This window comes from Streptomyces sp. NPDC005803, from assembly GCF_040630435.1.
Taxonomy (GTDB): Bacteria; Actinomycetota; Actinomycetes; order Streptomycetales; family Streptomycetaceae; genus Streptomyces.
Genome location: NZ_JBEXXO010000007.1, coordinates 285,834 through 309,556 on the forward strand (window position 1 = coordinate 285,834; position 23,723 = coordinate 309,556).

A 23,723-nucleotide genomic window follows, 5' to 3' on the forward strand; every position below is an offset into this window, starting at 1 on the left:
CGGGCCGGGCACCCGTCGACCGTCGGGAGCGCCGCATGAGCAGGGAGACAGCCAGGGGCGCCGATCCCGCACCGCCCCCGCCCGGCGGGGTGCTGTGGAGCCTGTCCGGTGACATCCGGGCCCTGCTGATGCTGCCGGCCGCCCTCACCCTTCAGGTCGCCCACCCCGCCGTCGGCGCGGGGGTCGACGAGCACTCCGTATTCCGTACGGACCCGTGGGGGCGCGGCGAACGTTCCCTGAGCTCGCTCCAGCTCTGGGTGTACGGGGGAGAGGAAGCGGCCGAGGAGGGGCGCAGGCTCCGCCGCCTGCACCGCACCATCCAGGGCACCGACACCCGCGGCCGCCCCTATCACGCGCTGTCACCGGCGAACTACGCCTGGGTGCACGCCACCGGCTTCCCCGTGTACCGGCACGGGGCGCGCTACCTGATCCGGCCGCTCGGCCCGGAGCAGGAGCGGGCGCTGTACCGGGAGTGGCTCCAGGTGGGCCGGGTGCTCGGCATCCACGACCGGGACATGCCGCAGACGATCGAGGAGTTCTGGCCCTACTACCGCCGCATGCTCGCAGACGAGATCGAGCGGACCGTCGTCGTCGAGGAGCTCGTCGCCCCCGGCACCCCGGTGCCGCCCCCCGACCGGGGCCCTCTGGTCCTCCGGCTGCTGCTGCGACTCCTGTGGCCCGCGCTGCTCCCGCCGCTGGCCCGGTTCCGCCGCTTCCTCACCATCGGGCTCATGCCGCCGGACGCGCGCGAGGCGATCGGCCTGGAGTGGACCGATGCCCAGGAGCGCAGGCTCCGGCGGTTCTGTGCCGTGGTGCGGGTGGTGGTGCCGGTGCTGCCGGAAAGGCTGCGTTATCTGCCGCGCGCGCGGCGGGCGCGGGCGGCCCACCGGGCGGCGCGGCGGCGCGGCGCGCGCTGACCGCCCCCACCGGGCGCCGGACGGCCGGGGTCACGCCGAGGCGCGGCGGACCAGTTCCGTCGGCGTGATCACCGAATCGGCTGCGGCGGTCCCGTCGTTGAGCCTGGCCATCAGCAGCCGGACCATCAACCGCCCCATCTCCACCACGTCCTGACGAACCGTCGTCAGGGGAGGGTCGGTGGCCTCGGCGACCGACTCCATGTCGTCGAACCCGACGAGCGCCACGTCCTGCGGCACCCTGCGGCCGTGCTCCCGCAGCACCCGCAGCGCCCCCGACGCCATCAGGTCGTTGGCGGCGAAGACGGCGTCCAGGTCCGGACGCCGCTCCAGCAGCCGGGCCATCGCCCGGGCGCCGCCCTCGGGGGTGAAGTCACCGTCGGCGACCAGGGCGGGATCGCCGTCCGGCAGCACGTCGGCATAGCCGTCGATCCGGTCGAGCGCCGACGTCTGGTCGCGCGGCCCCGCGATGTGCGCGATGGTCCGGCGCCCGAGCGAGACCAGGTGGCGCACGGCCTCGCGGGCACCCCCTCGGTTGTCGCAGTCCACATAGGGGACGGCGGGCCCACCGGCCGCACCCGGCCGTCCCGGCCGGCCGCCGTAGACCGTGGGAACCCGGAACCGGCGGATGACCGACGGCAGTTCGTCGTCGGTGTGCAACGAGAACGCGAGCACCCCGTCGACATGGCCGCCGGCCAGATAGCGGGTGACCCGTTCGAAGTCCCCGCTGCCCTCCACCAGGAGCAGGACCAACTGGGCGTCGTGCGCGCTCAGTTCCCGGCTGATGCCGCGGATGTGCTGAGCGAAGAAAGGATCGGAGAAGATCCGCGCCTCGGGTTCGTCGATGATCACGGCGACCGCACCGCTGCGCCGGGTCACCAGGGTCCGGGCCGCCCGGTTCGGAATGTATCCGAGCTCATCGACCGCTTTGCGGACCTGCTCCACGAGCGGCCGGCGCACCCCCGCACCGCCGTTCACCACCCGGGAGGCGGTCGCCCGGGAGACACCGGCGCGGGCCGCCACCGCCTCCAGCGTGGGGCGCGCGTCGGGAGAGGCGTCGGGGGTCGGACCGGGCAAGAGACGCTCCTGGGAGGCGCGGAAGGAGGCAGGGACCGGCCGGGGCCGGCCGGTCCGTGCGAATCTCATCAGCCTAGTACCCCTCCCGACAGGCTGCCGGGCATGCTCGCGGACCGGTGGACGCCGACGGGCTGCCGGGCACCGCGAGCCCGCCCGGCACCCGGTCCCGGTCGGGTCTGTCGCTCGGGAGCCGTACGGGGTACCTTCCGCCCATGCCGATACGTGCGCGGGGTGCCCGCCGGACGAACGGAATGTCTCCGGCCCCGCCCGCGGACGAACAAAACGCCTCCGGCCCCGCACCCGGGCCGACCGAGCGGCGCGGCGGACAGCGGCCGGTGACGCCCCGTCCGGCGAACGGACGGGGAGGTGGCCGCCCAGCTCCGGCGAGCGGCCGCCGCCGATGACCGGCCCCGAGCCGGGCGGTCTGTCCGGGCGCTCGGGCCGTGGGCCGCGCTCCAGCCGCCACCCCGTCCGTAACCTCGCCCTGACGGCGGCCGCCGTCGCCCTTGCCGTGCCCCTCGTCACCGTGCCGTCCGAGGCGGCGCGCACCCCGCCCCGGACGGGCTTCGAAGCCTCCGACGGGGCGCGGTGGACCGGCGCGGACGAGGAACGGTCGCTGCTCGCGGCTGTCGTCCACCACGGCGCCGGGACCAGGGTGGAACGGATCGGCACCACGCGACAAGGGCGCCCCCTGCGCCTCGTGAGGATCGGCAGCGGCCGTCCGGCCGCGCTCACCGTGCTGCTGGTCTGCGGCCAGCACGGCGACGAACCCGCGGGACGCGAGGCGTGTCTGACGACGATCCGCGACCTCGCCTACGCCACGGACCCGGCGACACGCGCCTTCCTCTCCCGCACCCGGGTCCTCGTCCTGCCCACCGCCAACCCCGACGGCATGGCCGCCGGCACCCGCGGCAACGCCGACGGTCTGGACGTCAACCGCGACCACATCGCCCTGCGCACCGCCGAGGCCCGCGCCCTCGCCGCGGTCATCAGGGACCGCACCCCCGATGTGATCGAGGACCTCCACGAGTACGGTGCGACCCCGCCCTACTACGACAAGGACCTCTACGCCCTCTGGCCCCGCACCCTCAACGCCGACGACCAGGTGCACGACGCGTCCGAGCGCCTCGTCGAACGCCACGTGCGCCCGGCCGCGCTGGACGCGGGGTTCAGCAGCGGCCGGTACGGAGTCTGGACCGACCCGGTGACGGGTGATCCGGTCAAGCAGTCCGCGGGCGACGGACAGGAACGCGTGCTGCGCAACATGGCCGCCGTCAAACACGCGCTCGGCCTGCTCGTCGAATCCCGTGCGGACGCGCTCTCCGAGGCCGAGCGGAACGACCCCGCCCTGGCGCGGCGCCGCCGCGTGCGGTCCCAACGCGTCGCGCTCGAAGCGCTCTTCGCCTCCACCGACGAGGAGCGCGCCCCCATCCGCGCCGCCACCGCCCGGTCGCGCGCCGCAGGCTTCGCCGACCGGGGGCCGGTCTACCTCGGGGGAGCGGACAACGAGGCGGCGGAGCCCGGCGAGATCCTCGCCGACCCGCCCTGCGGCTACCGGCTCACGGCGGAACGCTACGCCGGCGCCCGGGACGAACTGGCCCTGCACGGTGTCACGTCCCGGCCCGACGGTGACGGTGTGTACGTACCTCTGCGGCAGTCCGCCCGGAGACTGATCCCGCTCCTCCTGGACCGGCGGGCGGCCTCCCGCCTCACAGACGGGCAACCCGATACGGCTTGTTGATCCCGGGAGATGCACACGCTGTGTGGTACTGCCTACGGAGAGCGAATTTCCAGCTTCCGTGAAAGGTGCCATTCGTGTCGCAGGACGATCAGAGAACGGGCGGCAAGGGGGATCGGTCGGTGACGGCGGATCTGCCCGGCGATCCGACCCAGGGCCGGCACCCCAGGACCGACCGGGTGGTGTTCGGCGTCACCGCGGTCCTCACCCTCGCCTTCGTGGTCTGGGGCGCCACCGCGACCGACTCGCTGGAGGACGTCTCCAGCACCCTGCTCAACGGCCTGATGCACAACGGTGGTTGGGCCTTCATGCTGGCCGCCTCCGGATTCGTGGTCTTCGCCCTCTGGCTCGCCATCAGCCGGTACGGGAAGATCGCCCTCGGCCAGGAGGGCGAGGAGCCGGAATTCAGGACGGTGTCCTGGGTCGCGATGATGTTCAGCGCCGGCATGGGCATCGGCCTGATGTTCTACGGAGTCAGCGAGCCCCTGGCGCACTTCATCCACCCGCCGCCCGGCACCCATCCCGCCGACGCGGCCGAGGCGATGCAGACCGCCATGGCCACCACCCTCTTCCACTGGACGCTCCACCCCTGGGCGATCTACGCGGTGGTCGGTCTCGCCATCGCGTACAGCACCTACCGGCGCCGCAGGCGGCAGACCATCAGTGCGGTCTTCGAGCCGCTCATCGGCCCCCGCCACGCCCACGGCGGGGTCGGCCGGCTGATCGACATCCTCGCCATCTTCGCCACGCTCTTCGGCTCGGCCGCCTCGCTGGGCCTGGGGGCCCTCCAGATCGGCAGCGGGTTCCACGAACTGAACTGGAAGGAGAAGACGGGCACCGGGCTGCTCGTCCTGATCATCGCGGTACTGACCGTGGCCTTCGTCGCCTCGGCGATCTCCGGCGTGGAGAAGGGCATCCAGTGGCTGTCCAACATCAACATGGTGCTCGCCCTGATCCTCGCCGTCTTCGTGTTCATCGCGGGACCCACCATCATCGTGCTCGACCTGCTGCCCACCTCGATCGCCGCCTACATCGGTGATCTGGCCCAGCTCGCCGGCCGCACCGAGGCGACCGGCAAGGGCGAGGTCGCGGACTGGCTCAGCAGCTGGACCGTCTTCTACTGGGCCTGGTGGATCTCCTGGACGCCCTTCGTGGGCATGTTCATCGCCCGGATCAGCCGGGGCCGGACGATCCGCCAGTTCATCGGCGGAGTCATCCTGGTGCCCAGCACCGTCAGCCTGGTCTGGTTCGCGATCTTCGGCGGTACCGCGATCAAGCTCCAGGAGGCAGGGAAGCTGAGCGGGGCCGACACCCAGGAGGCCCAGCTCTTCGGCGTACTGCAGCAGTTCCCCATCCCCACCGTGATGAGCCTGGTGGTGATGATCCTGGTCGGCATCTTCTTCGTCTCGGGCGCGGACGCCGCCTCCATCGTGATGGGCACCCTCTCCCAGAAGGGCATCCTCGAACCGGCCAAGTGGGTCGTCATCTTCTGGGGCGTGGTCACCGGCGCGGTGGCCGCCGTCATGCTGCTCATCGGGAACGGCAAGGGCGATGCGCTGGCCGGCCTGCAAAACCTCACCATTCTGGTGGCCGCGCCCTTCACCATCGTGATGATCGGCATGTGTGTGGCCCTGATGAGGGACCTGCGCGAGGACCCGCTGATCGTGCGCCGCGAGTTCGGCGTGGAAGCCGTCGAGTCCGCGGTCATCGAGGGGCACGCGAAGTACGACGGCGACTTCGAGATCAGGATCGGGCCCGGCGGCAGCCAGATCACGACCGAGCACCACGACAAGCCCGGCGGCTCGACACCCACGGACGGCTGATCCGTCTCATGCCCGGCGACGGCGGCTCAGCCCACCCACCGGGCCGCCTCCTCGGCGCACCCCAGGGCCACCGTCACGCCGGCGCCCCCGTGCCCGTAGTTGTGCACCAGTCGCCCGCCGCCGGGCAGCGGTTCGGCCTCGATCCGCACCCCGGCGTCCCGGGCCGGCCGCAGCCCCACCCGGTGCCCGATCACCCGCGCCCCGGCTATCTCCGGCCGGACCCGGGCGCACCGGGCCACGATCTCCCGCGCCGTCCGGGGATCGGGCACCGTGCTCCAGTCGTCGGCCCCCGCCGTGCCGCCGAGCACCAGCCGGCCCGGCTGCGGGAAGAAGTACGTCGTCTCGCTCGACGCCGGGTCCGCCTCGGTGAACCACTCCTCGACCCCCGGGTTCTCCACCAGCACCAACTGGCCGCGCACCGGACGCACCCCGGCGTCCGGGACCAGCTCCCGGGCGCCCAGTCCCGTGCAGTTGACCACCGTCGCCGCTTCCGCCGCCGCCTCGCCGAACGAGGTGACGGTCCGGCGCTCCACCGAGCCCCCGGCCTCCCTGACCCGCTCCTCCAGCCACTCCAGGTGGACGGGCATGTCGATCAGCGGCAGCCGGCACCGCAGCCCCTCGGCGGTCTCCACCACCCCGGTCAGCTGCCCCGCCCACGGCCCGAGCGCGTCGAGCCGCTCACCCCGGTGCACCCCGTCCACCAGCCGCACCCCGGTCTCCCACGGCCGGGCGGCCAGCTCCTCGTACCACCGCAGCGACGCCAGCGACCAGTCGCCCACCCGGTCCCGGGGCTCGATCCTGTACGGCCACCACAGGGCGCCAGCCACCGCGGACGTCGTGGCCGCGGCCGGCGCCCCGGACCAGACCCGCACCCGGTGACCGCGCCCCGCCAGCACCACCGCCGTGGTGAGGCCGATGACCCCGCCCCCCACCACGATCACGTCCGGCACTGCCGCGCCGCCGCCCCTGCCCGTCCTGTCTCCGCTCATGGCCGGACGCTAACGGAGACACGTGAAAACGTGCTCACAGGGGCCCGGGAACGGGAGGACGCGGGTGATGCCCGCCGCGTACGCGCCCCCGGTCCGGCACCCCGCCCCGTGGAGGGATTCCGGCCCACGGCGACCACCAGGCGCGCGGGGACGTCACGGTCCTCCTTCGTGGACGGCCGCCTCAGCTGTTCCGCGGCCGCGGCCGCGTGCGACGGGAAGCGGGCCGGCCGTGCCCGTCGTGCACCGCTGACCGCCCAGGGCAGACGCTCCCGCGTGGTCCCGAGCCGCCCTGACGGCCGGGTGGGGCCCGGCGGCCGATTAGGATCGGCACCCTGATGACTGCCACTCTCGTCGCCAAGGACCTCGCCGCCGGACACGGCGACCGCACTCTCTTCGCCGAGCTCGACCTCGTGGTCGCGCCCGGTGACGTGATCGGTCTCGTCGGAGTCAACGGAGCCGGAAAATCGTCGCTGCTCCGGCTGCTGGCCGGGCTCGACCAGCCGGAGGAGGGCGAGCTGCGGCTCTCCCCGCCCACCGCCACGGTCGGCCACCTGCCGCAGGAGCCGGAGCGCCGCCCCGGCGAGACCGTGCGCGCCTTCCTGGCCCGCCGCACGGGCGTCGCCGACGCCCAGGCCACGATGGACACCGCCACGCAGGCCCTCGTGGACGGGGCGCCCGGCGCGGACGACGCGTACTCCGAGTCGCTGGAGCGCTGGCTCGCCCTCGGCGGAGCCGACCTGGACGAGCGGGCCGAGGAGGTCGCGGCCGACCTCGGCCTCACCGTCGGACTCGACCTGCCGATGACCGCGCTCTCCGGCGGCCAGGCAGCCCGCGCGGGGCTCGCCTCGCTGCTGCTGTCGCGCTACGACGTCTTCCTGCTGGACGAGCCCACCAACGACCTCGATCTGGACGGTCTGGAACGGCTGGAGCGGTACGTCTCCGGACTGCGCGCCGGCACGGTCGTCATCAGCCACGACCGCGAGTTCCTGATGCGCACGGTCACCAAGGTCCTCGAACTCGACCTCGCGCAGCAGCAGATCAACCTGTACGGCGGCGGCTACGCGGCCTACCTGGAGGAGCGCGACCGGGCCCGCAGGCACGCGCGCGAGGAGTTCGAGGAGTACGCGGACAAGCGCTCGGCCCTCGAAGGCCGGGCCCTGATGCAGCGTTCCTGGATGGACAAGGGCGTCAGAAACGCCCGTCGCAAGGCCTCGGACTCGGACAAGATGGCCCGCAAGTTCCGCAGCGAGTCGAGCGAGAAGCAGGCCGCGAAGGCCCGGCAGACACAGCGCATGATCGAGCGCCTCGATGTCGTGGACGAGCCGCGCAAGGAGTGGGAGCTGCGGATGGAGATCGCCTCCGCGCCGCGATCGGGCTCCGTCGTGGCCACGCTCCGCGAGGCCCGGGCCGTCCTCGGCGACTTCGCGTTCGGGCCGGCCTCGCTCCAGATCGACTGGGCGGACCGGGTCGCCATCACCGGCGCCAACGGAGCAGGCAAGTCCACGCTGCTCGCGGCCCTGCTCGGCCGTCTGCCGCTCGACTCGGGGCACGCGAGCCTGGGCTCGGGCGTGGTCGTGGGTGAGGTCGACCAGGCGCGGAAGCTGTTCCACGGCTCGGAGTCCCTTTTGGAGGCGTTCTGCGCGGCCGTGCCCGAAACGGAACCCGCCGAGGTCCGTACGCTGCTGGCCAAGTTCGGCCTGCGCGCCGACCATGTGATGCGCCCGGCGACCACGCTCTCCCCGGGTGAACGCACCCGGGCCGCGCTCGCCCTCCTCCAGGGCCGCGGCGTCAACCTCCTCGTGCTGGACGAACCCACGAACCACCTGGACCTGCCCGCGATCGAGCAGCTGGAGTCGGCGCTCGACTCCTACACGGGAACGCTGCTGCTGGTCACGCACGACCGCCGGATGCTGGAGGCGGTGCGCACCACGCGCCGCGTCGAGGTGGTGGCGGGCCGGCTGACGGAGCTCTGACGGTTCCGTCGAAGCCCCCCGCGCTCCTGCCGCTCCTCCGTGTGGCGCGGAGCGGGGTCCGGGGCGCGGCCCCGGTTACGGGAAGGGGCGGGGAGGGTTGCCGCAAGCCCGGCCCCGCCCCGCCCGCCGGTGCTAGCGCTTCTTGCCGCCCTGCTTCGGTTCCAGCAGTCCCGCCCGCCGCAGCGCGTCGGCCATCGCCCCGTTCGCCGGCGCCGCGGCCGGAGCCGGACGAGCGCCCGCGCCGCCGTTGCCGCCTGCGCCACCGCGCCGGTCACGCTGGCCGCCGCCCTGGCCGCCCCGCGCGCCCTGCCCGCCCTGGCCCTGCCGCTGGCGCGGCGGACGCCCGCCCCGTTCACCGGCCGGCGCACCGGAGCCGGCCCCCGCACCCGCCTCGTCGTCCAGCCGCAGCGTCAACGAGATCCGCTTGCGCGGAATGTCGACCTCCATCACCTTGACCCTGACGACGTCACCGGGCTTCACGACATCGCGTGGGTCCTTGACGAAGGTCCTGGACATCGCCGACACGTGCACCAGGCCGTCCTGGTGCACACCGACGTCCACGAACGCGCCGAACGCGGCGACGTTCGTCACCACACCCTCCAGCACCATCCCGCTCTCCAGGTCGCCGATCTTCTCGACGCCCTCCTTGAACGTGGCCGTCTTGAAGGCCGGACGCGGGTCGCGCCCCGGCTTCTCCAGCTCCTTGATGATGTCGGTGACGGTCGGCAGCCCGAACTTCTCGTCCACGAAGTCGTCGGCCCGCAGTGAACGCAGCACGCTCGTGTTGCCGATCAGTGAGGCGACATCGCCGCCCGTCCGCTTCACCATCGCGCGGACCACCGGGTACGCCTCCGGGTGCACGCTGGACGCGTCCAGCGGGTCGTCACCGCGGATCCGCAGGAAGCCCGCGCACTGCTCGTACGCCTTCGGGCCCAGCCGGGCCACGTCCTTGAGGCCCTTGCGGGACCGGAACGGGCCGTTGGCGTCGCGGTGCGCCACGATGTTCTCCGCGAGCCCCGAACCGATGCCGGAGACCCGCGAGAGCAGCGGCGCCGACGCGGTGTTGACGTCGACCCCGACCCCGTTCACACAGTCCTCGACGACCGCGTCCAGCGACCGCGACAGCTTCACCTCGGACAGGTCGTGCTGGTACTGCCCGACCCCGATGGACTTCGGGTCGATCTTCACCAGCTCCGCCAGGGGATCCTGCAGGCGGCGCGCGATCGAGACGGCGCCGCGCAGCGACACGTCCATGTCCGGGAGTTCCTGCGAGGCGAACGCCGAGGCCGAGTACACGGAGGCGCCCGCCTCCGACACCATCACCTTGGTGAGCTTCAGCTCCGGGTGCTTGTCGCACAGCTCACCGGCGAGCTTGTCCGTCTCGCGGGACGCGGTGCCGTTGCCGATCGCGATCAGATCGACGTCGTGCGCCTTCGCCAGCTGCTCCAGCTTGGCGAGCGACTGGTCCCACTTGTTCGCCGGGACGTGCGGGTAGATGACGTCGGTCGCGACGACCTTGCCGGTCGCGTCGACGACGGCGACCTTCACCCCGGTACGGAAGCCGGGGTCGAGCCCCAGCGTGGCCCGTGTCCCGGCCGGTGCGGCGAGCAGCAGATCGCGCAGGTTGGACGCGAAGACGCGCACCGCCTCGTCCTCCGCCGCGGTGCGCAGCCGCAGCCGCAGATCGATGCCGAGGTGGACGAGGATCCGGGTCCGCCACGCCCAGCGCACCGTGTCGCCCAGCCACTTGTCGCCGGGACGCCCGCGGTCGCTCACCCCGAAGCGGCGGGCCACCATGTTCTCGTACGACGACGGACCAGGCGTTTCGGACGGTTCCTCCGGCTCCAGGACCAGGTCGAGGACGTCCTCCTTCTCGCCGCGGAGCATCGCCAGCACCCGGTGCGAGGGCAGCGCGGTGAACGGCTCGGTGAAGTCGAAGTAGTCCGCGAACTTGGCGCCCGCCTCCTCCTTGCCGTCCCGCACCCGGGCCACCAGCCGCCCCCGCGACCACATGCGCTCACGCAGCTCACCGATCAGGTCGGCGTCCTCCGAGAAGCGCTCGGTCAGGATGGCGCGGGCCCCCTCCAGGGCCGCCGCGGCGTCCGCGACCCCCTTGCCGGCGTCGACGAAGGCCGCGGCCGCGGTGAGCGGGTCCGTCGACGGGTCGTCGAGCAGTCCCGAGGCGAGCGGTTCGAGACCGGCCTCCCGGGCGATCTGGGCCTTGGTCCGCCGCTTCGGCTTGAACGGCAGGTAGATGTCCTCTAGGCGCGCCTTCGTGTCGGCGGCCCGGATCCGCGCCTCCAGCGCCTCGTCGAGCTTGCCCTGCTCCCGTACGGATTCGAGGATCGCAGCACGGCGCTCCTCCAGCTCGCGCAGATACCGCAGCCGCTCCTCGAGCGTGCGCAGTTGCGCGTCGTCGAGCATCTCGGTCGCTTCCTTGCGGTAGCGCGCGATGAACGGCACGGTCGATCCGCCGTCGAGCAGCTCGACGGCCGCCTTCACCTGTCGCTCGCGTACGCCGAGCTCCTCGGCGATCCTGCCTTCGATGGACGTCGTCACGGTTCTACCGACTCGCCTTCTCCTGCTGGCTGTGCTGGTCGGGCCCAGGGGCCGGCCGTTCGGACCGGCAGCGGAGCCACTCGCCTGCATTGTGCCGGGTGGCCGGGCGCCGTGTCGCCCGACCACCCGGGTTATCGGCCGCGGGTTTCGGGCAGGTCAGCCGGTCGCGGACGCCGGGAACGCGCCGGCCGCCAGTGCGGTGCCGAGAAAACCGCGCCCCAGCTCCGTCAGCCGGGCCACGCCCGCGCCGCCGAGGTGTTCGTACGGTGCCAGGTCCATCCGGTCCGTGGCCTCCTCCAGGCCGGCCCGCAGCGCGGTGCCCTCTTCCGTCAACCCGCCCTCCGCCGTGAGCAGTCCACGCTCGCGCAGCCGCGCGGAGGCGTCCTCCCAGTCGGTGCGCCGCCAGCCACGGCTGGCCAGGATCCAGCGCGGTGCCATGCCCTTGCCGGTGGCGGTGTGGCTGACCAGGGCCTCCAGCGGGTCGAGCGAGGCCGCGAGAAGAGCGGCGAGATGGGCGTCGCCGCGGTGCTCACGCAGCAGCGTCGCGGCGTGCCAGTACGCCAGGTGCGGCTGTTCCGGCACCGGGAGACCGGCGTGCGCCGCGAAGAGCGGCCGGGCGTGCGGCGTGCAGCCCTCGGTGGCGCGCAGCGCCAGATGCGCGGCCTCGGCCATCTCGGGGGAGGCGATGATCTCCTCGCCGAGCAGCCGGCGCAGCGTCGAGTCGACGGCACGCAGCCGCGCCGCCAGGACCGCCTCGGGCGGGGCGATGCCCCAGACGGCGGGCACGTGCCTGGCCACCAGTTCGTGGTTGAAGTTGTAGAAGGTGGCGGTGACCGTGCCCGGGCCGACCGCGCCCAGCGCGGCCGCACGCACGGCGAAGTAGGCGGCGGAGGGATCGTCGATGCCGATCCCGCCGAGCTCCTTGCCCAGGTCAGGGGAGAAGTAGTGGGCGGAGTGCAGCGGGTTGAGGGCGTTGTGACAACGACGTCCGGCGCGCGGCGGGAGAGTACTCATGCCCGCACGTTACCGACTGGTCGGTACGTGCCGGAACCCCGGGACGGGCGTGAAGTGCGCCGCAGAGGGGGGGTGGCAGGAAAGGTGGGAAGCTCGTCATTGCGGCCATGCGGCGGGGCCGCACACGATGAAGACATGCAGCAGCGATCCGTACTCGTCGTCCTCTTCGACGGCGTCCAGAGCCTCGATGTGACCGGGCCCATGGAGGTCTTCGCCGGCGCCTCCCGGTTCCCGGAGGCCTCGTACGGCCTGCGCACCGCCTCGCTGGACGGCGCGCCGGTGCGCTCGTCGTGCGGTCTCACCCTGATCCCCGACGGCAGCCTCGCCGACGCGGCGACCCCCCACACCCTCCTCGTCCCGGGCGGCCAGGGCACCCGGGCCCCCGCCCCCGCCCTGATCGACTGGCTGCGTGCGAACGGCCCGCGCCCCGACCGGCTCGTCTCCGTCTGCAGCGGCGCGCTGCTCCTCGCCGCGGCCGGACAACTGGACGGGCACCGGGTGACCACCCACTGGAACGTCTGCGACCACCTCGCCCGTACCTACCCCGCCGTCGAGGTCGACCCCGAGCCGATCTTCGTCCGCGACGGCCGCCTCGCCACGTCCGCCGGGGTCACCGCGGGCATCGACCTCGCGCTCGCACTCGTGGAGGAGGACCACGGCCGGGACATGGCGCTCACGGTGGCCCGGCACCTGGTGGTCTTCCTCCGCCGGCCGGGGAACCAGTCCCAGTTCAGCGCCCAGCTCACCGCCCAGACGGCCCGCCGCGAACCGCTGCGCGAGGTACAGCACTGGATCACCGAACACCCCGGCGCGGACCTCACCGTCGAATCCCTCGCCGCCCGCGCCCGGCTCTCGCCGCGCCACTTCGCCCGCGCCTTCCAGGCGGAGACCGGCATGACGCCCGGGCGGTACGTCGACCGCGTCCGCCTCGAACAGGCCCGCCGCCTCCTGGAGGACACCACCGACGGAGTCGCCCAGATCGCGCGCGCCTGCGGCTACGGAACCCCGGAGGCGATGCGCAGGGCCTTCGTCAAGGCTCTGGGCACAGCCCCCGCCGAATACCGGCGGCGCTTCAGCCCCCGTCCGGCGGCGGCGTCACCCGGCCGCCCCGGCACCACCGGGTACCTCACTCACTGACCGAAAGGCAGCCATCCATGCAGATCGCCCTTGTCCTCTTCGACCGGTTCACGGCGCTGGACGCCGTGGGCCCCTACGAGATCCTGAGCCGGGCGCCCGGTGCCGAGACCGTGTTCGTCGCCGAGTCGGCGGGGGAGGTGCGCAACGACAGCGGCAGCCTGGCGCTGGTCGCGAACCGGACGCTGGACGAGGTCCCCGCCCCCGACCTGGTGATCGTCCCCGGCGGCCCCGGGCAGAGCGCCCAGATGGACAACGGGGAACTCCTCGCCTGGCTGCGGCGCGCGGACGCCACCAGCACCTGGACGACGTCCGTCTGCACCGGATCGCTGCTGCTCGCCGCCGCCGGACTCCTGGAGGGCCGGCGTGCCACCTCGCACTGGCTCGCGCTGGAGGCGCTCAAGGCGTACGGCGCCGAGCCGACCGGCGAACGCGTGGTCACCGACGGCAAGTACGTGACCGCCGCGGGGGTTTCGTCGGGCATCGACATGGGCCTCACCCTGCTCGGCCGGATCGCCGGGGACGAGCACGCCCAGGCCGTGCAGCTCCTCACGGAGTACGACCCGCAGCCGCCGTACGACGCGGGATCCCCGGACAAGGCCCCGGCCGCGATCGTCGAGGACTGGCGGGCCAAGAGCCGCTTCGTCCTCCGGTAGGAGGCCCTACGCCCCGGCCGGCCAGGTGAAGCGCGGGGCGCGGCGCGCCAGGAAGGCGGCGACACCCTCCGCGGTGTCGCCGCTGCGGCGTGCCTGTTCCGCCCAGTGCGCGTCCCGGTCCTCGCGCCCCGCGGCGAACTCCTTGGCCGCCGCCTGGGTCAGCCGGGAACGGGACACCAGGGTGCGTACGTACGCCTCGACCCGTTTGTCCAGCTCGCCCGCGGGCAGCACCTCGTCCACCAGGCCCGTCCGCAGCGCCCGGTCCGTGCCGATCAGCTCGCCGGAGAACAGCAGGTGCTTGGCCGTCGCCGGGCCGGTCAGCGCCACCAGGCGGCGGGTCGATGACGAGGGATAGACGATCCCGAGCTTGGCCGGGGTGACGCCGAACGACGCCCCCTCCTCCGCGAACCGCAGGTCACAGGCGGCCGCCAGCTGGCTTCCCCCGCCCACGCAGTAGCCGCGCACCGCGGCGAGCGTCGGCAGGGGGAAGGCGGCGAGCGCCTCCTCGGCCGCCACGGCGAGCCCCTGCGGGGCGCCCGAGGGGTCGCGCAGCGACGAGATGTCCGCACCCGCGCAGAAGGTGTCCCCGGCGCCGGTGAGCACCAGGGCGCGCACCGACGGGTCGGCGGCCAGCCCTTCGAGCAGCACGGGCAGCGTCTGCCACATGGCCGCCGTCATCGCGTTGCGCTTGGCGGGGTTGCTGATGACGACGGTGGCGACGCCGTCCGTGACGCCGTGCTCCAGCCGGGGTTCCGTACGCTCCATACGCCGGATGCTATCCATGCCGTTCGAACCCATGATCAAGAAGGGCGCCTCGATGTGACCGAGGAGGCGCGCACGGCCCGATCGGAAGCGGTCCTCAAGCTGAAGCAACCAGACCGATTCGGGCAAGTTCCGTCGATTGGGGTCCACTTCTGTGCAGTGGCACGGACCGAACCGACTACGCCCCGCACCCTGTACTCGACGTGCAGTCACCACCGAGTGGAGAGCGGGTACCGGACAATGGAGAGCCGCGGGAGTGTCCCCGCCCGGCCCGTGTCGTACGAAGGGGTCTGGCGGTTCACCGCCCCGGCCACGGACGTCTCCGTACCCCAGGCCCGGCACGCCGTACGCGATCTGCTGGAGCGCCAGGGCGTCCCCCTGGACGACGACATCGCCCAGGGTCTGCTGCTCATCGTCTCCGAACTGGCGACCAACGCCGTGAAGCATGCCGCGCTGCTCTCACCGGAGCTCGCGGTCGAGGTCGCCGTGGGCGCCGGGTGGATCAGGGTGTCCGTCGAGGACAACCACCCCTACCGGCCGACGGCGCTGGAGACGGACTACGCGCAGACCGGCGGGCGCGGGCTGCTGCTGGTCCGTGAGATCACCCGGGAAGCGGGCGGGAGTTGCGATGTGGAGCACACCGCGGGCGGCGGAAAGGTCATCTGGGCGGCGCTGCCGCTGAGCAACCGCCTGTGACCTTCCCGCGCCGGCGGCCCGCGCCTACCAGCCGGCGGCCGGTCCGGTCAGCTCCCGGATCGCGGGCCGTGCCGCGTCCAGCACGGTCATGAACCAGGCGGAGAACGGGGCCTCGGCATGCTGCTCGGCCAGCTCCGCGGCCGTCACGAAAGCCGTTTCGCCCACCTCCTCCGGATCCGGCCGCAGCCGCTCCTGGGCCATGCCCACGAAGAGGTGGTTGAACTCCTGCTCGACCAGGCCCGAAGCGGGATCCGGGTGGTTGTAGCGCACCGTGCCCGCCTCGGCCAGCAGCGAGGGCGAAAGGCCCAGTTCCTCGTACGTCCGCCGGGCGGCGGCGGCGAAGGGCGCCTCGCCCGGGTACGGGTGGCCGCAGCAGGTGTTGGACCAGACACCGGGGGAGTGGTACTTGCCCAGCGCGCGGCGCTGGAGCAGCAGCCGCCCCTGCTCGTCGAAGAGGAACACGGAGAAGGCCCGGTGCAGTTGGCCAGGCGCCTGGTGGGCGGCGAGCTTCTCCGCCGTGCCGATGGTGGTGCCGTTCTCGTCGACCAGTTCGAGCATGATCGCTTCTGCTGCGCCGTTCGAACTGTTCGCCGCGGTGGCTGGTGTGGTCGGCATACCCATCCTTCGCTAGGGGGTGTCTGGCAACGAGAGCGGGAGAAGGAGCGTGCGTGCCAGACGCCGCGACGCCGCAGGCATGTGTCAGACACCCCCTAAGGCCCGGCCCCGTGCGCCGGTCCCGTCGAGTCCGCTCAAGTCTGCCGTACAAAAGCGGCTTGTCCGCACTTCGGGTCCTGGCATGTCCGGCGCCGTCCGCACCATCCCGGGGCCACGGGCCGGACGGCGCGTCAGACGCCGAAAGCCGCCGGATACTCGATCGTGCCGTGCGCAACGGGCGCGGAGTCGTCGAGGACCAGGGCCATCATCGCCTCGTCCGGCACCTCGAAGCCCGGCCGGATCCCGTACCGCGACGCGGGCACGAAGCCGAATCTCGGGTAGTACTCGGGATGACCGAGCACCAGGACCAGCGGCTCCCCGCGCCGCCGTGCGGCATCGAGCACAGCCCGTACCACGGCCTGCCCCGCGCCCCGGCGCTGATGCCGCGGAGCGGTGGCCACCGGCGCCAGCGCCAGTGCCGGTACGCCGCTGACCCGGCAGCGGGTCAGCAGGGCGAAGGCGGCGAGCGAGCGGTCGGGGGCCTCGGCGACGTACGAGAGACCGGGAAGCCAGGCCGAGGGGTCCGCGCGCAGGGCGTCGACCAGGTCCGCCTCCGCCTCCGTCGGGAACGCGGCCGCGTTGACCGCGTGCACGGCGGCGGTGTCGGCCGCCGTCTCGGGACGGGCCGTCCAGCGGGCGGCGGAGTAGGGACGCTCCGGGGCGCCGGCGTGCGGGGAAGAGGGGGGCGAGTCGTTCAGGGAGTGATCGTCTTCGGTCAACGTGGGCAACCCTTGAGTGTTTCGTACACCGCTCCGAAAACCCTACACCTCGGGTTTCGACGACCTCGTCCGTGGCAGAGCTTGGTCAGTGGCAGAGCTTCGCCTCGTGCTCGGCGTGGCCGCTCGGCTCGAGCTGGAAGGTGCAGTGCTCGACGTCGAAGTGGTCGCCGAGGCAGCCCTGCAGTTCGTGGAGGAGTTTCTCGTGCCCGATCGAGTCGAGGAACTCCTGATGCACCACCACGTGGGCGGAGAGCACCGGCATCCCCGAGGTGATCGTCCAGGCGTGCAGGTCATGGACGTCCAGCACCCCGGGCAGGGCCGTGATGTGGTCGCGCACCTCGCCCATGTCGACCCCCGGCGGCGCCGACTCCAGCAGCACGTTCAACGTCTCGCGGAGCAGCTTCACCGTGCGCGGGACGATCATGAGCCCGATGACCAGCGAGGCGACCGGGTCCGCGGCCTGCCAGCCGGTCGCCAGGACGACGGCCGCCGAGATGAGCACGGTGACCGACCCCAAGGCGTCCGCGAGGACCTCCAGATAGGCGCCGCGCACGTTGAGGCTGTCCTTCTGCCCGCGCGTCAGCAGCGACAGCGAGACCATGTTCGCGACCAGGCCGACCAGGGCGAAGGCGATCGTCAGCCCGCCCCGGGTGTCGGCCGGCGTGATGAAGCGCTGCACCGCCTCGAAGAGCAGATAGCCGCCCACCCCCAGCAGCAGGACACAGTTGGCCAGTGCCGCGAGGATCTCGGCACGGGCGTAGCCGAAGGTCCGGTTCGGGCCGGCCGGCTTGTTGGCGAAGTGGATCGCCAGCAGCGCCATGCCGAGCCCCAGGGCGTCCGTCGCCATGTGGGCCGCGTCGGCGATCAGGGCCAGGGACCCCGACAGCACACCTCCCACGACCTCCATGACCGCCACGGCGAGCGTGATGCCCAGCGCGATCCTCAGCCGCCCCCTGTACGCGGCGGCCGCCGTCCCGGTGGGCGCGGGCCCTCCGTGCGCGTGTCCGTGGTCGTGCCCTGCCCCCATGGGGACGCCTCCCGGTCGTCTGCGGGCCCAGGCGCGAATGGCCCGGGCACTGCCAGTGAACTACGGGTGGGGGGTATCGGGCAACACGGCACTGAACACCGTTGTCAACTGCTCTGACCTGCGGAAACGGGGTGCCGGAAGGGTGCAGGTCAGTGCGGTGGGCCGACCTGTTCGACCGCCTGCGCCGCCGGCGTGCCCGGATGGTGCAGCAGCCAGCCCTGCCACGCCGACCCGACCATCTCCCGTACCCCGCGGCGGGCGGTCCAGCCCAGCTCGCCGGACATCCGGTCGCACGAGGCGACCGCCTTCGCGGCGTCCCCCGCCCGGCGCGGTTCGATCTCCGGCTTCCGCGCGCAGCCGGTGACCTCCGCCACGAGATCGGCGAGCTCGCGCACCGAGACGCCTTCGCCGCGGCCGATGTTCACCGTCAGGTCCCCGGGGCCCTCCTGCGCGGCCAGCTGCCGGGCGACGGCCAGGTGCGCGTCGGCCAGGTCGGCCACGTGGATGTAGTCCCGGACACAGGTTCCGTCGGGTGTGGCGTAGTCGTCCCCGAAGATCCTCGGCGCCTCACCGCGGGTCAGCCGGTCGAAGAACATCGGAATCACGTTGAAGACGCCCGTGTCCGACAGGTGTGGTGCGGCGGCGCCCGCCACGTTGAAGTAGCGCAGACAGCCCGTCGACAGTCCGTGGGCCCGCCCGGCCGCCCGCACCAGCCACTCGCCGGCGAGCTTGGTCTCGCCGTAGGGATTGATCGGGACGCAGGGCGCCTCCTCGGAGATCAGCTCCACGTCCGGTACGCCGTAGACCGCGGCCGACGAGGAGAACAGGAAGCGCCGGACCCCGGCGGCGACCACGGCCTCCAGCAGGACGCTCAGCCCGCCGACGTTCTCCCGGTAGTACATGAGCGGCTTCTCGACGGATTCGCCGACCTGCTTCTTCGCCGCGAGATGCACCACACCGGTCACCCCGTGCCCGGCGAGCACCCGGTCCAGCAGACCCCGGTCGGCGGCCGAGCCCCGGACCAGGGGGACGTCGTCCGGCAGCCGGGCCGGATTACCCGTCGAGAGGTCGTCGATCACGACCACCCGCTCCCCGGCCTCCCTCATCGCCCGCACCACGTGTGCCCCGATATATCCGGCTCCGCCTGTGATCAGCCATGTCATGCGGGCCAGACTAAGGGCTGTCCCGTGATCCCTGGCGGGCGCGCGACGACAGCTACGGCACCTCGCCGCGTTGTCGGAACGCGGCGAATACATCCGGTATGCGGACGCTCCTCCGCCTTGCGATGCACCGCATCCGACGCCGCGCGCTGATCCACCAGGGATTACGGGACAGCCCGTGGACCCGTGTTTTGTCAGGTGAGGCAGCCATCGACGATGATGATCGCGGACGGTACCGCATGCTGCCGGTCCGCCCGGAACGGAGCACAAACGGGCAGTGAACTCCCGCTTCCGTTCATCCGATAGCCTCTGCCGACATGCCGCCGGCCGCATTCACGGCCGCACTGTCGCGCGCCGACCCGTGTCAGCACCAAGGAGTGAGTTCGTCTGTCGACCGCCATTCTCACAGGTGCTCCGGTACCCGGATCGTCACTCCATGACGATCTGCGGTCACTGGGCTTCGACGTACAGACCGCCGCCGACGTCACCGAGGCGGCACGGTTGCTGTCCGCGGTGCCGGCCGAAAGCCGCGTCGCCCTCGTCGACCCCCGTTTCGTCGGTCACGTCCACGCCCTGCGGCTCGGACTGACCGACCCCCGCTACCCCGCCGCCGCCGTGGCCGGAGCGCTCACCGCACAGCCCGAGGCGCGTCCCGCCCTGGTCCGTGCCCTGCGCACGACCACCGAGGCGGACGGCGCAGGAGTCCCCGCCGGCCCGCCCGGCAGCACGGTCGCGGTCACCGACCGCACCGTGCCGGGGCGGCTCGCCGCCGCGATGGAGTCCGAGGGCGCCGCGGTCCAGCGCCCGGAGCTCGGGTCGCTCGTCGCCGCCGTGCCGGCGGACGAGGCCGAACGTGCCGCGGCGCTCGCCGGTGTCGCCGCCGTCGACGACGAGGCGGTCCGGCTGCGCAGCGCCGTGAAGGCGCGCGACGGCTTCTTCACCACCCACTGCATCAGCCCGTACTCGCGCTACATAGCTCGCTGGTGCGCGCGCCGCGGGCTCACCCCGAACCAGGTCACCACCGCGTCCCTGCTGACCGCGCTGGTCGCGGCGGGCTGCGCGGCCACCGGGACCCGCGGCGGATACGTCGCCGCCGGTCTGCTGCTCCTCTTCTCCTTCGTGCTGGACTGCACCGACGGGCAGCTCGCCCGCTATTCGCTGCAGTACTCGACGATGGGCGCCTGGCTGGACGCCACGTTCGACCGGGCCAAGGAGTACGCCTACTACGCGGGCCTCGCCCTCGGCGCCGCCCGGGGCGGCGACGACGTCTGGGCGCTGGCCCTGGGCGCGATGGTGCTGCAGTCCTGCCGCCACGTCATCGACTTCTCGTTCAACGAGGCGAACCACGACGCGGTCGCGAACTCCAGCCCCACGGCCGCGCTCTCCGACAAGCTCGACAGCGTCGGCTGGACGGTCTGGGTGCGCCGCATGATCGTGCTCCCGATCGGTGAGCGCTGGGCCATGATCGCCGTGCTGACCGCGCTGACCACCCCGCGGATCGTCTTCTACGCGCTGCTCGTCGGCTGCGCCTTCGCCGCCTGCTACACCACCGCGGGCCGGCTGCTGCGCTCCCTGACCCGCAAGGCCCGTCGCACCGACCGCGCCGCCCAGGCCCTCGCCGACCTCGCCGACTCCGGCCCGCTCGCCCAGCTCGTGGCCGCCCGGGGCCCCCGGATCCGCGGCGCCTGGAGCGCCCCGGTGGCTGCGGTCGTCGGTACCGGCGCGCTGATCGCCGCGGCTCTGCAGCAGCCCTTCGGCAGCCGGCAGATGATCGCCGCCGCGGTGTTCTACGCGATCTGCTCCGGCGTGGCCGTCGCCCGCCCCCTCAAGGGCGCACTCGACTGGCTCGTCCCGCCCGTCTTCCGGGCGGCGGAGTACTGCACGGTCCTCATCCTGGCCGCACGCAGCGACATCGACGGTGCGCTTCCCGCGGCTTTCGGCCTCGTCTCGGCGGTCGCCTACCATCACTACGACACGGTGTACCGCATCCGAGGCGGCACCGGCGCCCCGCCCCAGTGGCTGGTGCGCACGATCGGCGGGCACGAGGGCCGGACCCTGGTGGTGGCCGTACTCGCCGCCGTACTCACCCACACCTCCGACTTCACGGTGGCCCTCACCGCCCTCGCGGTGGCCGTGGCCCTGGTCGTGCTCGTGGAGTCCATCCGCTTCTGGGTGTCCTCCGGGGCGCCCGCCGTACACGACGAAGGAGAACCCGCATGATCGGCCTCGTACTGGCAGCCGGAGCAGGACGGCGTCTGCGCCCCTACACCGACACGCTCCCCAAGGCCCTCGTGCCGGTGGACGGCGACAGGACGGTCCTCGACCTCACGCTGGCCAACTTCGCCGAGATCGGGCTCACCGAGGTCGCGATCGTCGTCGGCTACCGCAAGGAGGCCGTCTACGACCGCAAGGAGGAGCTGGAGGCGAAGTACGGCCTCACGCTCCACCTGGTCGACAACGACAAGGCCGAGGAGTGGAACAACGCCTACTCCCTGTGGTGCGCCCGCGAGGTCCTCAAGCGCGGTGTCATCCTCGCCAACGGCGACACGGTCCACCCGGTCTCCGTCGAGCGGACCCTGCTGGACGCGCGCGGCAAGGGCCAGAAGATCATCCTCGCCCTCGACACGGTGAAGAACCTCGCCGACGAGGAGATGAAGGTCATCACCGACGGCGACCAGGGTGTGCGGCGCATCACGAAGCTGATGGACCCGGCCACCGCCACCGGCGAGTACATCGGCGTCACCCTCATCGAGGCCGAGGCCGCCGAGGAGCTCGCCGACGCACTGAAGGCGACGTTCGAACGCGACCCGGACCTCTACTACGAGGACGGCTACCAGGAGCTCGTCGACCGCGGCTTCACGGTCGACGTGGCCCCGATCGGTGACGTGACCTGGGTCGAGATCGACAACCACGACGACCTCGCGAAGGGCAGGGAGATCGCGTGCCGGTACTGACCCGACTCATCCCCTCCCCGGTCTTCGTCGACATCAGCCGGGGCGCCATGGACGACCTGGCCGGCCTGCTCGTCGACCAGCGGATCTCCGCGTCCGGCAAGCTCGCGATCGCCATCAGCGGCGGCTCGGGACAGGCGCTGCGCGAGAAGCTCGCGCCGGCGCTGCCGGGCGCCGACTGGTACTGCGTCGCGGGCGGCGACATCGATGCCGCGGTGAAGCTGGCCGACGACATCAAGGGCAAGCGCTACGACGCCGTGGTCGGCCTCGGCGGCGGCAAGATCATCGACGTGGCGAAGTACGCCGCGGCCCGGGTCGGCCTGCCGCTCGTCTCGGTCGCCACGAACCTCGCCCATGACGGTCTGTGCTCGCCCGTCGCCACCCTGGACAACGACAACGGCCGGGGCTCCTACGGTGTCCCGATGCCGATCGCCATGGTCATCGACCTCTCGGTGATCCGCGAGGCCCCGGACCGCTTCGTGCGCTCGGGCGTCGGCGACGCGATCTCCAACATCTCCGCGATCGCCGACTGGGAACTCTCGCACCAGGTCAACAACGAGCAGATCGACGGACTGGCCGCCGCCATGGCCCGTACGGCCGGCGAAGCCGTACTGCGCCACCCCGGCACCGTCGCCGACGACGAGTTCCTCACGGTCCTGGCCGAGTCGCTCGTGCTCTCCGGCATCGCCATCTCGATCAGCGGCGACACCCGCCCCTCGTCGGGCGCCTGCCACGAGATCAGCCACGCCTTCGACCTGCTCTTCCCCAGGCGCGCCGCCAGCCACGGCGAGCAGGTCGGCCTCGGCGCCGCCTTCGCCATGCACCTGCGCGGCGCCCAGGAGGAGTCCGGGCTCTTCGCCGACGTGCTCCGCCGGCACGGTCTGCCGGTCCTGCCCGAGGAGATCGGCTTCACCGTCGACGAGTTCGTGCAGGCCGTCGACTACGCCCCGCAGACCCGTCCGGGACGCTTCACGGTCCTGGAGCACCTCAACCTGTCCACCGACCAGATCAGGGACGCGTACGCCGACTATGCCAAGACCATCAGTAGCTGAACTCCGCCCGGTCGTTCACCCCCCGGGCGTCAAGGACCGGCGCAGCGGCGAACACTGGGCGGGCCGGATCTACATGCGCGAGGTCTCGCTGCGTGTGGACCGGTACCTGGTGAACACCAAGGTGACGCCCAACCAGCTGACGTATCTGATGACCGTCGCCGGTGTGCTCGCCGCTCCGGCCCTGCTCGTCCCGGGCATCCCCGGCGCGCTGCTCGGCGTCCTCATGGTCCAGCTCTACCTGCTGCTGGACTGTGTCGACGGCGAGCTCGCCCGCTGGAAGAAGCAGTTCTCCCTGGGCGGGGTCTATCTGGACCGGGTCGGCGCCTACCTCTGTGACGCCGCCGTGCTGGTCGGCTTCGGCCTGCGCGCCGCGGACCTGTGGGGAACGGGACGCATCGACTGGCTGTGGGCCTTCCTGGGCACGCTCGCCGCGCTGGGCGCCATCCTGATCAAGGCCGAGACCGACCTGGTCGGGGTCGCACGCCACCAGGGCGGCCTGCCGCCGGTCAAGGAGGCCGCCTCCGAGCCGCGCTCGTCCGGCATGGCGTTCGCCCGCCGGGCCGCCGGCGCGCTCAAGTTCCACCGGCTGATCCTCTGCGTCGAGGCGTCGTTCGTCATCCTGGTCGCGGCCGTCCTGGACGCGGTCCGCGACGACCTCTTCTTCAGCCGCCTGGCGGTCGCGGTGCTGGCCGGCATCGCCCTGCTGCAGACCCTCCTCCACCTCGTGTCGGTCCTGGCATCGAGCAGGCTGAAGTGAGCACCCCC

General features: G+C 72.5%; 20 protein-coding genes. 11 read left to right on the plus strand and 9 right to left on the minus strand.

Features of this window, described 5'->3' with window-relative positions:
- Window positions 1-35: 35 nt before the first annotated feature.
- Window positions 36-917: an oxygenase MpaB family protein gene (locus tag ABZ454_RS13210; protein WP_359537774.1), complete on the plus strand. Its 882-nt coding sequence runs from the start codon at window positions 36-38 to the stop codon at window positions 915-917.
- Between the two features lie 30 nt (window positions 918-947).
- On the opposite strand, the gene ABZ454_RS13215 is transcribed toward ABZ454_RS13210, so the two are convergent.
- Window positions 948-1,991: a LacI family DNA-binding transcriptional regulator gene (locus ABZ454_RS13215; RefSeq protein WP_359537776.1), complete on the minus strand. Its 1,044-nt coding sequence runs from the start codon at window positions 1,989-1,991 to the stop codon at window positions 948-950.
- 400 nt (window positions 1,992-2,391) lie between these two features.
- Here ABZ454_RS13215 and ABZ454_RS13220 point away from each other — a divergent pair, with 400 nt between their 5' ends.
- Together ABZ454_RS13220 and ABZ454_RS13225 are read left to right on the plus strand one after the other, a co-directional pair.
- Complete coding sequence (locus ABZ454_RS13220; RefSeq protein ID WP_359537778.1) at window positions 2,392-3,732, plus strand: M14 family zinc carboxypeptidase; 1,341 nt, start codon at window positions 2,392-2,394, stop codon at window positions 3,730-3,732.
- A 74-nt stretch (window positions 3,733-3,806) separates the two neighbouring features.
- A complete protein-coding gene (locus ABZ454_RS13225) occupies window positions 3,807-5,552 on the plus strand; it encodes a BCCT family transporter (protein WP_359537780.1) in 1,746 nt (581 codons plus the stop codon).
- A 26-nt stretch (window positions 5,553-5,578) separates the two neighbouring features.
- Here the strand turns inward: ABZ454_RS13225 and ABZ454_RS13230 are convergent, their stop codons facing one another.
- Complete coding sequence (locus ABZ454_RS13230; RefSeq protein ID WP_359537782.1) at window positions 5,579-6,541, minus strand: FAD-dependent oxidoreductase; 963 nt, start codon at window positions 6,539-6,541, stop codon at window positions 5,579-5,581.
- 335 nt (window positions 6,542-6,876) lie between these two features.
- Here ABZ454_RS13230 and ABZ454_RS13235 point away from each other — a divergent pair, with 335 nt between their 5' ends.
- Entirely contained in the window at window positions 6,877-8,514 is a 1,638-nt protein-coding gene (locus tag ABZ454_RS13235; RefSeq protein ID WP_359537783.1) for an ABC-F family ATP-binding cassette domain-containing protein, read from the plus strand.
- A gap of 132 nt (window positions 8,515-8,646) precedes the next feature.
- Here ABZ454_RS13235 and ABZ454_RS13240 read toward each other — a convergent pair whose 3' ends face one another.
- Together ABZ454_RS13240 and ABZ454_RS13245 are read right to left on the minus strand one after the other, a co-directional pair.
- Window positions 8,647-11,073: a Tex family protein gene (locus tag ABZ454_RS13240; RefSeq protein WP_359537785.1), complete on the minus strand. Its 2,427-nt coding sequence runs from the start codon at window positions 11,071-11,073 to the stop codon at window positions 8,647-8,649.
- A gap of 156 nt (window positions 11,074-11,229) precedes the next feature.
- Window positions 11,230-12,087 (minus strand): hypothetical protein, encoded by an 858-nt coding sequence (locus ABZ454_RS13245; RefSeq protein ID WP_359537786.1) that lies wholly within the window; start codon window positions 12,085-12,087, stop codon window positions 11,230-11,232.
- Window positions 12,088-12,222: 135 nt separating this feature from the next.
- Between ABZ454_RS13245 and ABZ454_RS13250 the strand changes: the two genes are divergently transcribed.
- On the plus strand, window positions 12,223-13,224 hold the full coding sequence (locus ABZ454_RS13250) for a GlxA family transcriptional regulator (protein WP_359537788.1): 1,002 nt from the start codon (window positions 12,223-12,225) through the stop codon (window positions 13,222-13,224).
- A 17-nt stretch (window positions 13,225-13,241) separates the two neighbouring features.
- On the plus strand, window positions 13,242-13,877 hold the full coding sequence (locus ABZ454_RS13255) for a DJ-1/PfpI family protein (RefSeq protein ID WP_356322667.1): 636 nt from the start codon (window positions 13,242-13,244) through the stop codon (window positions 13,875-13,877).
- A gap of 6 nt (window positions 13,878-13,883) precedes the next feature.
- On the opposite strand, the gene ABZ454_RS13260 is transcribed toward ABZ454_RS13255, so the two are convergent.
- Window positions 13,884-14,642, minus strand: coding sequence for an enoyl-CoA hydratase-related protein (locus tag ABZ454_RS13260; RefSeq protein WP_356322666.1), 759 nt, complete (start codon window positions 14,640-14,642; stop codon window positions 13,884-13,886).
- A gap of 237 nt (window positions 14,643-14,879) precedes the next feature.
- On the opposite strand from ABZ454_RS13260, the gene ABZ454_RS13265 reads away from it, so the two are divergent.
- Window positions 14,880-15,335, plus strand: coding sequence for an ATP-binding protein (locus ABZ454_RS13265; protein ID WP_356322665.1), 456 nt, complete (start codon window positions 14,880-14,882; stop codon window positions 15,333-15,335).
- Window positions 15,336-15,359: 24 nt separating this feature from the next.
- On the opposite strand, the gene idi is transcribed toward ABZ454_RS13265, so the two are convergent.
- The 4 genes from idi to galE all read right to left on the minus strand — a co-directional run bounded on the left by idi (window position 15,360) and on the right by galE (window position 18,958).
- Window positions 15,360-15,950, minus strand: a complete 591-nt coding sequence (idi, locus tag ABZ454_RS13270) for an isopentenyl-diphosphate Delta-isomerase (protein ID WP_359537791.1) — start codon at window positions 15,948-15,950, stop codon at window positions 15,360-15,362.
- Window positions 15,951-16,180: 230 nt separating this feature from the next.
- The gene (locus ABZ454_RS13275) at window positions 16,181-16,768 is read right to left on the minus strand and encodes an N-acetyltransferase (protein ID WP_359537793.1); all 588 of its coding nucleotides are present in this window, start codon (window positions 16,766-16,768) and stop codon (window positions 16,181-16,183) included.
- Window positions 16,769-16,853: 85 nt separating this feature from the next.
- Complete coding sequence (locus ABZ454_RS13280; protein ID WP_356322662.1) at window positions 16,854-17,795, minus strand: cation diffusion facilitator family transporter; 942 nt, start codon at window positions 17,793-17,795, stop codon at window positions 16,854-16,856.
- Window positions 17,796-17,944: 149 nt separating this feature from the next.
- Entirely contained in the window at window positions 17,945-18,958 is a 1,014-nt protein-coding gene (gene galE / locus ABZ454_RS13285; RefSeq protein ID WP_359537794.1) for a UDP-glucose 4-epimerase GalE, read from the minus strand.
- Between the two features lie 441 nt (window positions 18,959-19,399).
- On the opposite strand from galE, the gene ABZ454_RS13290 reads away from it, so the two are divergent.
- The 4 genes from ABZ454_RS13290 to ABZ454_RS13305 are packed head-to-tail and all read left to right on the plus strand — an operon-like array spanning window position 19,400 to window position 23,715.
- Window positions 19,400-21,175, plus strand: coding sequence for a DUF5941 domain-containing protein (locus tag ABZ454_RS13290; RefSeq protein WP_356322688.1), 1,776 nt, complete (start codon window positions 19,400-19,402; stop codon window positions 21,173-21,175).
- Window positions 21,172-21,909, plus strand: a complete 738-nt coding sequence (locus ABZ454_RS13295) for a phosphocholine cytidylyltransferase family protein (protein ID WP_356322660.1) — start codon at window positions 21,172-21,174, stop codon at window positions 21,907-21,909. Before ABZ454_RS13290 ends, ABZ454_RS13295 begins: the two co-directional genes overlap by 4 nt.
- Entirely contained in the window at window positions 21,897-22,958 is a 1,062-nt protein-coding gene (locus tag ABZ454_RS13300) for an iron-containing alcohol dehydrogenase family protein (RefSeq protein ID WP_356322659.1), read from the plus strand. Before ABZ454_RS13295 ends, ABZ454_RS13300 begins: the two co-directional genes overlap by 13 nt.
- Window positions 22,936-23,715, plus strand: a complete 780-nt coding sequence (locus ABZ454_RS13305; protein WP_356322658.1) for a CDP-alcohol phosphatidyltransferase family protein — start codon at window positions 22,936-22,938, stop codon at window positions 23,713-23,715. The genes ABZ454_RS13300 and ABZ454_RS13305 overlap by 23 nt, the downstream gene beginning before the upstream one ends.
- Window positions 23,716-23,723: the final 8 nt, after the last annotated feature.